The organism is Burkholderia sp. Ac-20392 (assembly GCF_017104585.1).
Taxonomy (GTDB): Bacteria; Pseudomonadota; Gammaproteobacteria; order Burkholderiales; family Burkholderiaceae; genus Burkholderia; species Burkholderia lata.
Map to the genome: position 1 here is coordinate 1 of NZ_JAAGPB010000519.1, position 5596 is coordinate 5596.

The window sequence follows — 5596 nt, forward strand, 5'->3', positions numbered from 1 at the left end:
AGGGACGGTGCGGGGCGCACACCACAACGAGCGACGCAGGGACGCAGAACGCGGGACCGGCGATAACGACGTAGCGGGAGCCGAGGCGGTCGCCGGGCGTGCCGCCCGTCATCAGCAGGCTCGCGAACGCGAGCGTGTACGCGTTCACGATCCACTGCAGGCCGGCCACGCGGCTGCCGAACGTATGGGCGATGTCGATGAGCGCGACGTTGACGATGGACGCGTCGAGCAGCACGAGCGTATAGCTCACGCAGGTCGCGGCGAGCACGCGGCGGGCCGCGGCGCGGTTCGGCGCGGCGGCCGTCATGCGCGGTCGGGCGCCGGCGTGGCGGCTCGCAGCGCGAGAAAGCCGACCCATCCCCAGTACACGCGATGATGCGCGATCAGCCCGTCGCGCAGATCCATCACCTCGACGAGATCGACCTGGTCGCCGTCCGGCGTGGCGCGCGGATATTCCCACGTGAGCTGGTGGCCGTTCGAGAAGAACAGCCCGGTGCGGTACCAGCGCCCGAGCTTGTTGCCCGGATTGCGCAGGCCGGCCGCGAAGAATGCGCCGATCGCGGCCTTGCCGTGTAGCACGCCGGAGCCGTGATCGGGTAGCGTGACGACGATCAGCGGCGTTTCGAGCACCGCGTCGTCGGCATACAGCGCCATCAGCGCATCGACGTCGCGCGCGACGACGGCCGCGTGCCAGCCTTCATAAATGTGCCGGGCCTCGGCGTGGGCGTGTGACATGGCGGGTTCCGGAAGCATCGATAACGGAACCCACTGTATGGGCGCGCCGCTGCGGGACGTTTCACGTCGACCCGAAACGTGGATGTCGACGCGGCGCAGGCGGCCGCGTGCCGGCGCTTATCCGGCCAGCGCGTCGAGATTCAGCGCATACGACTTGCCGATCCACACCGCGCAATCGCGATGGTCGCGCAGTTCGTCGTTCGTATTCGGATGCAGGAAGATATCGAGCGCGCCGTGGTTCAGCACGAGCCACGGCACGATGTCGTCGAAGCGCGCGGCGTCGAACGCGATCTGGTACGACCAGGCCGGGTGCGGGCCGACGAGGCGTTCGTGAAAGCGGCCGAGTTCGATGACCGCGCCGAACCGTTCGTCGACGACCTGGCGAAACGCCCAGGCCGCGTCGCGGCTGGCCGCATCGAAATAGACGTGCGCGTGCCAACTGTGGATGGCGGTAGTGTCGAGGGCAGCCATGGAATGACTCGATAAAAAGGGGAATGCATGAGGTGCCGCGCGAAGCGGCCGATGCATGATTATCGCGCGTCCTTGCTGTGCGCGTCGTGTCGCTAACCGGCAATCCGGACGCGATGACTTGTCCTGAATCACAGGAACCGTTCGATTCGATCGGGCCAGGGATCGAGGTATCCGCACGCGCGATATCACGCCGGAAGCCTTGCCGGCAGGTGCGCCAGCCGCGATCGCATCGGCAACACGTCATTTCGGAAATTGAAAAAGCGCCGCGTGCGCTGCTGCGGATCGTCTGAACAAATGCGATCAGGGCGTTGAATGAAATAAAGAAATTCCTGTTTGGCGGGATTCGTGCGTGCCTCGGTCTGCGCACCGGATTTCGAAGCCGAAAATATCAATTGCAGATTCGGCTATTCATGCGGAATGCAGCGCGTCATACGATGGTTTCAACGCATCGTCGAACATGATCGATGCGGGGACAACCACCTGGAGGCCACTATGCGATCCCTCGTTCCCGTTGCTGTACTTTCCTGCGCACTCGTTGCGCTGCCCGCCGTCAGTTTTGCGCAGTCTGCCGTGATCGACGGCGCATCGAATGCGTCACTGTCGAGCTGGTCGGCGGCGCGTGCCGAAACCGACGCACAACTGATGCAGATGACGCGCGCCGGCTATCGCGCGACGTCGGCCGGCAACCAGAACTATCCGCTCGAGATGCAGCGTGCGCTCGAACGTGTCCACAACCCGGTGCCGGACCGGTCGCGCGAAGAGCGGGCCGCGATGGAAGCGCGCGCGGCGCGCGACGTGCAGGGCGGCCATCCGGTCAAGGCGTTCTTCGTGAAGACCGCGTACTACCTGAAGGGCGAGAACACGTTCTGATGCAGGAGACGAGCATGGCTTGCACGATCCGATTTGCCGGCGTCGTGCGCGCGTCGGCGCCGCGCCGGCTGCCGGACGCGCGAGCGACGCAGCGGTGCGACGACGGACACGGCGCGTGGCGTCGCGCGAAGCACCCGCGCCATGCGCGCCGTGACGCCGTTGCGTGCCGCATCGCATGGCCGGTTTTCGACGCGAGCGATGCGTCCGCCGACGGGAGCCAATCATGAAGGGCTCCCGGAAGAACCGGCGCCACGTGCCGCTGACCCGCGAATGGCTGCTGCCGCTGCCGCCCGTGCAAGCACGCGACATCTCGCTGAAATGCCACATGGCGCTCGTCGCGCTGCGCGGCGGGCATGGCAACGAGGCGCTGCTGATGCGCTTGCGCACGAGTCTCTACCTGGTGTTCCTGGCGCTCGACGATGCGGTGAGCGCGGACGCGGACATCGACCTGTGCGTCGACGCGGAGCGTGCGCTCGATGCGGGCGTGGCGCGCGCGGCGCAAAGCGGTACATGGACGCTGCGCGACGACGAATGCGCGGTACTCGAGCATGTGCTCGCGGCGAACGACACGTGCGTCACGACGCTCACGCGGCATCGGCTGGCCGAGCTGTGGGAGCATGTCTGCACGTTCGCGTCGAGCGGCCAGCCGGCACTCGTCGCGAGCGCGGCGGAGAAGATGCGCATGCATGCGGCCGAATCGCTGGCCGCATAGCGTCGCACCGGTTTCGCAGGGAGGATGGAGGAGACAGGGCCGGCCGCACCGGCGCAGCGACACGGTCGCGTTGTTTCGGCGAAAGCAGGGCTGCCGCGGCAATCAATACGGTGACGGCGAAACGCGACGCAAAACGACGGCCCAAAACAAAAGCGCCACGGAGCGGACTCCGTGGCGCTTCATTTTTTCCCGCCCGTGCGGAGGCATGGCCTCCGCGTGGCGAAACGCGCTTAAGCGGCTGCTGCCGGCTTTGCCGCCTTCTGCAGCTTGCCCTTGCCGGCGCGCTGGATTTCCTCGAGCTTGATCTCGACGTGGCGCGAGAACACGTACTCGGCCGGGCGCTGCTTGTCGATCGGGATGTCCGGAGCGAACGGGCCGTCGGTCTTGATGCCCTTGCGGCTCACGGCGAACGCCTTCAGCGGATGCGCCATCGTGTCCATCACGGCGGTCGCTTCGAAGCCGCAGTGGACCATGCAGTCCGCGCACTTCTCGTAGTTGCCGACGCCGTAGTTGTCCCAGTTCGTGTCTTCCATCAGTTCCTTGAAGGTCTTCACGTAACCTTCGCCGACCAGGTAGCACGGCTTCTGCCAGCCGAACACCGTACGCGCCGGGTTGCCCCACGGCGTGCACTTGTACGTCTGGTTGCCGGCCAGGAAGTCGAGGAACAGCGACGACTGGCTGAACGACCAGCGCTTGCCGCCTTCACCACGCTTCAGGATTTCGCGGAACAGGTTCTTCGTCTTGTCGCGGTTCAGGAAGTGCTGCTGATCCGGTGCGCGCTCGTACGCGTAGCCCGGCGACACGGTGATGCCGTCGACGCCGATCGGCTTCAGCGTATCGAAGAACTTCGCGACGCGTTCCGGCACCGCATCGTTGAACAGCGTGCAGTTGATGTTCACGCGGAAGCCGCGGCGCTTCGCTTCCTTGATCGCCGCGACGGCCTTGTCGTACACGCCTTCCTGCGACACCGAGTGGTCGTGCGCCTGCTGGTCGCCGTCGAGGTGGACCGACCACACGAAGTACGGGCTCGGCTTGTAGTCGTCCATCTTCTTTTCCATCAGCAGCGCATTCGTGCAGAGGTAGACGAACTTCTTGCGCTTCATGATGCCGCGGACGATTTCCGGCATTTCCTTGTGCAGCAGCGGCTCGCCGCCTGCGATCGACACGATCGGTGCGCCGCACTCGTCGACCGCTTCCAGGCATTCCTGGACGGACAGACGCTGGTTCAGGATGGGGTCCGGGTAATCGATCTTGCCGCAGCCGTTGCACGCGAGGTTGCAGCGGAACAGCGGCTCGAGCATCAGCGCGAGCGGATAGCGTTTGTTGCCGGACAGGTGTTGGCGCGTGATGTACGCGCCGACGCGGACTTGCTGGAGCAGCGGAATAGACAAGAGATGTCCTCCTTAAACTTCGCGGGCGACAGCTTGCGTGAGCTTCGCCGGCAGCTTGAATTCGACTTTTTCCTCACGGCCCGCCATCGTCGTGACGTCGACGGGACCCAGTGCGCGCAACGCGCCGATTACATCTTCGACCATTTCCTCGGGCGCGGACGCCCCGGCGGTCAGGCCCACGGTCTTCGCATTCGCGAACCATTCGGCCTTTACTTCTGAACCGTCGGCGACGAGGTAGCTCGGCACACCACTTTCGGTGCCGATCTCGCGCAGGCGGTTCGAGTTCGAGCTGTTCGTCGCACCGACGACGAGCAGCACGTCAACCTGTTCGCTCAGCTCGCGCACGGCGGCCTGGCGATTTTGCGTCGCGTAGCAGATGTCGCGCGTGTCCGGGCCGACGAGGTCGGTGAACCGGCGCTGCAGCGCTTCGATGATGCCGCGCGTATCGTCGACCGACAGCGTGGTCTGCGTGATGTACGCAACCGGCGTATCGACAGGCACCGTCAGCGTATCGACTTCTGCTTCACTCTGCACGAGGATCACCTCGGCCGGAATCTGGCCGATCGTACCCTCGACTTCCGGGTGGCCCGCGTGGCCGATCAGGATCAGCCGGCGGCCCGCCGCGACATACTGGCGGCCCTGCACGTGCACTTTCGTGACAAGCGGGCAGGTGGCGTCGAGCACGTCGAGCCCGCGCGTTTCCGCGTCGCGCTCGACCGTCTGGGCGACACCGTGCGCGCTGAAGATCGCGACAGCGCCGTGGGGCACCTCGTCGAGTTCCTCAACGAATCGCGCCCCTTTATTACGCAGATTTTCGACGACATGCCGGTTATGCACGATCTCATGACGCACATAGACCGGCGCACCGTGCTGTTGCAGCGCGCGATCGACGATCTCGATCGCACGGACAACCCCCGCACAAAAGCCGCGGGGCTGGGCAAGGATGACTCGCATAGGTGAGCGAACTCCGACGACAGACGCCGGGGTTCGAGGAGCTGGCACTCGCTCGCTCGCCCCGGCTTGATGTTATGAAGGCAGGAACGAACCGGCCGGCCAGGCCCCGGAACCCCGAATTAATCGCGCATTTTAACTCTATCGGCAAGTCCTTGCTCTGGTGCTGTGTCTGGCGTGTTGCATTTGCGGGAGAGCCGCGTCGGCGCTGGCGCGCGCGGAACCCAGTAAACTATGCGGTTTCGCGGGCAGCCGCTCCGGCTGCCCGGCGTCGCGCTCATTTCAAGGCCATTCGATGACCGTCGATTCTTACGCGTTTTGCCCGGCCGCCCGTGCGGCTTCGGGCGTTTTGTTCCTGACCCCTATTGATTGTGCCGATGCCGGCGCCCGACAGGAGGCGCGCCGATGATGCTGGTTCTCGCTTTCCTGGTGTCCGGCCTGTCGCTGATGATCTGGATCGTGCTGC

General features: G+C 65.2%; 6 protein-coding genes and 1 pseudogene. 2 read left to right on the plus strand and 5 right to left on the minus strand.

Annotated features, from left to right (window positions below):
* From G3N99_RS33610 to G3N99_RS33620, 3 genes and pseudogenes are all read right to left on the minus strand, one after another.
* Positions 1 to 307: pseudogene (locus G3N99_RS33610) on the minus strand (MFS transporter); the annotation flags it as partial.
* Positions 304 to 735, minus strand: a complete 432-nt coding sequence (locus tag G3N99_RS33615; RefSeq protein ID WP_206124524.1) for a nuclear transport factor 2 family protein — start codon at positions 733 to 735, stop codon at positions 304 to 306. The pseudogene G3N99_RS33610 and the gene G3N99_RS33615, both read right to left, overlap by 4 nt.
* 117 nt (positions 736 to 852) lie before the next feature.
* Positions 853 to 1206, minus strand: a complete 354-nt coding sequence (locus G3N99_RS33620; RefSeq protein ID WP_174941829.1) for a DOPA 4,5-dioxygenase family protein — start codon at positions 1204 to 1206, stop codon at positions 853 to 855.
* 492 nt (positions 1207 to 1698) lie between these two features.
* Here G3N99_RS33620 and G3N99_RS33625 point away from each other — a divergent pair, with 492 nt between their 5' ends.
* Both G3N99_RS33625 and G3N99_RS33630 read left to right on the plus strand, forming a co-directional pair.
* Positions 1699 to 2076, plus strand: a complete 378-nt coding sequence (locus G3N99_RS33625; protein WP_174940637.1) for a hypothetical protein — start codon at positions 1699 to 1701, stop codon at positions 2074 to 2076.
* Between the two features lie 223 nt (positions 2077 to 2299).
* Positions 2300 to 2788 carry a hypothetical protein gene (locus tag G3N99_RS33630; RefSeq protein WP_206124525.1) on the plus strand — a complete coding sequence of 163 codons (489 nt, stop codon included), beginning with the start codon at positions 2300 to 2302 and terminating at the stop codon, positions 2786 to 2788.
* A gap of 230 nt (positions 2789 to 3018) precedes the next feature.
* Here the strand turns inward: G3N99_RS33630 and hpnH are convergent, their stop codons facing one another.
* Together hpnH and ispH are read right to left on the minus strand one after the other, a co-directional pair.
* Positions 3019 to 4179 carry an adenosyl-hopene transferase HpnH gene (gene hpnH, locus G3N99_RS33635; RefSeq protein ID WP_174940641.1) on the minus strand — a complete coding sequence of 387 codons (1161 nt, stop codon included), beginning with the start codon at positions 4177 to 4179 and terminating at the stop codon, positions 3019 to 3021.
* A gap of 12 nt (positions 4180 to 4191) precedes the next feature.
* Positions 4192 to 5133: a 4-hydroxy-3-methylbut-2-enyl diphosphate reductase gene (gene ispH, locus G3N99_RS33640; RefSeq protein ID WP_011353721.1), complete on the minus strand. Its 942-nt coding sequence runs from the start codon at positions 5131 to 5133 to the stop codon at positions 4192 to 4194.
* Positions 5134 to 5596 lie beyond the last annotated feature (463 nt).

Coding starts and splice junctions, on each gene's coding strand:
- ispH (WP_011353721.1), bottom strand. CDS start 5,133: ATGCGAGTCATCCTTGCCCAGCCCCGCGGCTTTTGTGCGGGGGTTGTC.
- G3N99_RS33615 (WP_206124524.1), bottom strand. CDS start 735: ATGTCACACGCCCACGCCGAGGCCCGGCACATTTATGAAGGCTGGCAC.
- G3N99_RS33620 (WP_174941829.1), bottom strand. CDS start 1,206: ATGGCTGCCCTCGACACTACCGCCATCCACAGTTGGCACGCGCACGTC.
- G3N99_RS33625 (WP_174940637.1), top strand. CDS start 1,699: ATGCGATCCCTCGTTCCCGTTGCTGTACTTTCCTGCGCACTCGTTGCG.
- G3N99_RS33630 (WP_206124525.1), top strand. CDS start 2,300: ATGAAGGGCTCCCGGAAGAACCGGCGCCACGTGCCGCTGACCCGCGAA.